3 protein-coding genes and 1 pseudogene are annotated in these 2,445 nt (G+C 65.4%); all 4 read left to right on the forward strand.

The window, feature by feature from the left end; genetic code table 11:
* Positions 1-154: 154 nt before the first annotated feature.
* A pseudogene (locus AB1460_RS36880) lies at positions 155-382 on the forward strand (transposase); the annotation flags it as partial.
* Positions 383-1,074: 692 nt separating this feature from the next.
* Positions 1,075-1,857 (forward strand): reverse transcriptase N-terminal domain-containing protein, encoded by a 783-nt coding sequence (locus AB1460_RS36885; protein WP_368967165.1) that lies wholly within the window; start codon positions 1,075-1,077, stop codon positions 1,855-1,857.
* The gene (locus tag AB1460_RS36890; protein WP_368967166.1) at positions 1,854-2,183 is read left to right on the forward strand and encodes a reverse transcriptase domain-containing protein; all 330 of its coding nucleotides are present in this window, start codon (positions 1,854-1,856) and stop codon (positions 2,181-2,183) included. Before AB1460_RS36885 ends, AB1460_RS36890 begins: the two co-directional genes overlap by 4 nt.
* A gap of 24 nt (positions 2,184-2,207) precedes the next feature.
* Positions 2,208-2,445: group II intron maturase-specific domain-containing protein (locus tag AB1460_RS36895; protein ID WP_368967167.1), on the forward strand; the 238-nt coding region annotated here is incomplete at its 3' end.

The raw sequence follows: 2,445 nt of genomic DNA on the forward strand, positions 1-2,445 counted from the left end.
TACGACCAGGCCGACGAAGTGAGGGAACAGGACATGGATCGGGTCAAGGACAGCCACTCGCCATGATCCACGACGCCTCGTGCGGCCCGCCCACCGGGCCGTCACGGAATTTGTGCCAGAGCCACCATGAACTGGCCGTTGACACGGCACGGAGATCGTGACCCTCATCGAGCGGCTCGCGACCGAGAACACGACGTGGGGCTACCAGCGGATCCGGGGCGAGCTCCTCAAGCTCGGTCACTGGGTGAGTGCCTCCACGATCCGCCGGGTCCTGACGTCCCTGGGGCTGCCCCCGGCTCCGCAACGGCAGACCGACACGACGTGGCGGCAGTTCCTGCGCACGCAGGCCTCGACGATGCTGGCCGTGGACTTCTTCCACGTGGTGCGACGCGAGGTCGCAATGTGTGAGTGAGCCGAACGAAAGGAGGGTCGACGTGATCGACGATTCGGCTCCGGGCTAGTGCTCACAGCCCGTCCCCGCCTCTGGCATGCGTCGTGTGTGCACTCCATGCACGGGGTGTGAAGCCCGGGGGGAAGCCCAAGGGCCGGTGATCCATCCACAGGCTACAGGCAAGGGGAAGACCGGAAGGGTGAATAAGGTGAAGCCTCGATGGAAGCCCCGTTAAGAAAGAACGCCGGTGATGGGATGCTGGTTCGGCGGTTAGGGCCTGCCGTTAGGAAACGGCGGTGGCAGCTGGGGGCATGTGCCCGGCTGTGCGGGCACCACGGCCCCGGGGTACAGAGGACACCCGACACCGGTCGTATCTCACACGTGCGGAACGCGGAAACCTCGCTACGGTCCGGGGAAGTTGACCTGTCCCCGGTAAGCCGACCGTAAGGGGGGGCTGAATCCCGTGGCGGGACAGGATGGCTCGAGAAGCGAACGGCGGCACGCCGAAAGGCGACAGGAAAACGAGCGCAGGTGGCTGGACCTCCATCCGGCCGTGTCCGTATAACTGGCCGCATACCAGGCTTGGTGCCTGGGTTCCGAAAGGAAGCTGACGCGAGCCGGGTAGCCCTTTGAACGAATCGATGCCCACGAACCGCCGGAATCCGAGGAGCATGTTAGGCGCCATGGAGCAGGACATGACCACAACTGCCGTCGATATGGCGGCGGCCGACGTGTCCCGCGCCATGGTGAACGGATCCGAGGAGCCACTCGACTGGGACGCCATCGACTGGCGCGCCGAGGAGAGCAAGGTACGGCGGCTACGGCAGAGGATCTTCAAGGCGGCGCAGGCAGGCGACTGGAAGCAGGTGCGCAACCTGCAGAAGCTCATGCTGCGCAGCCGAGCCAACACGCTGGTCAGCGTGCGGCAGGTGAGCCAGCGCAACACCGGCCGCCGTGCCGGTGGCGTCGACGGGCGGGTCGCCCTGACCTCCCGGAGCCGAGCCGAACTGGCGATCTTCCTGCACCGCCAGACCACGCTTGGCGGGGCGCTGCCGGTACGGCGGGTGTACATACCGAAAAGAGGCGGAAAACAACGCCCAATCGGGATTCCTATCATCGCCGACCGCGCCCAGCAGCAGCGGGTGCGTAACGCGTTGGAACCCGAGTGGGAAGCCCGGCTGGACGCCAGACAGTACGGCTTCCGACCGGGCCGCGGCTGCCACGACGCGATCGCAATGATCTGGAACGTTGCACGCGGGAGAAACACCCGCACCTGGGTCCTCGACGCGGACCTGGAAGCCGCATTCGACCGACTCGGCCACAACCACCTACTCGAAAAGCTCGACGGCTTCCCCGCACGGGAACAGGTCCGGGCCTGGCTGAAGGCCGGTGTGGTCGACAAGGGCCGGTACACCCCGACCAAAGAAGGCTCTCCACAAGGCGGGGTCATTCACCGTTGCTCTTGAATATAGCACTCCAGGGCATCGAGGAAGCCGCCGGGACCAGGCACAAGAAGAACGGAGACACGCAACGGGGAACCCCCGCCGTGATCGTCTACGCAGACGACCTGGTGGCTTTGTGCCACAGCCGCGAGCAGGCCGACCTGGTCCAGGAACGACTCACAGCATGGCTGGCACCGAAAGGTCTCCGCCTCAACCCGGCGAAGACCCGCATCGTGACCATTGAAGACGGGTTCGATTTCCTGTCCTTCAACGTCCGGCGGTATCACACCGCCGACGGCCCGAAACTGCTGATCAAACCCAGTAAGGAGTCGCTGGTCACCATCCGGTGACGGCTGAAGAAAGAGATCCACGCGTTGCGCGGCCGTCCGGCAGCCGACGTGGTCAACCGCCTCAACCCAATCATCCGGGGACAAGCGGCCTACTACCGCACCGGAGTATCGAAGGCGACCTTCGCCGCCCTCGACCACTGGCTATGGAACCGGCTCCACAGCTGGGCCCGCCGCCAGCACCAGCGGAAAAACCGCAGGTGGGTCGCGCGACGCTACTTCGGCCGCCACCACCCGTCCAGGAACGACAAGTGGGTCTTCGGCG

This window comes from Parafrankia sp. FMc2 (assembly GCF_041008525.1).
Lineage (GTDB): Bacteria > Actinomycetota > Actinomycetes > Frankiales > Frankiaceae > Parafrankia.

Bases quoted from the DNA above. Each gene is read 5' to 3' on its own strand.
- AB1460_RS36885 (WP_368967165.1), top strand. From the start codon at position 1,075: ATGGAGCAGGACATGACCACAACTGCCGTCGATATGGCGGCGGCCGAC.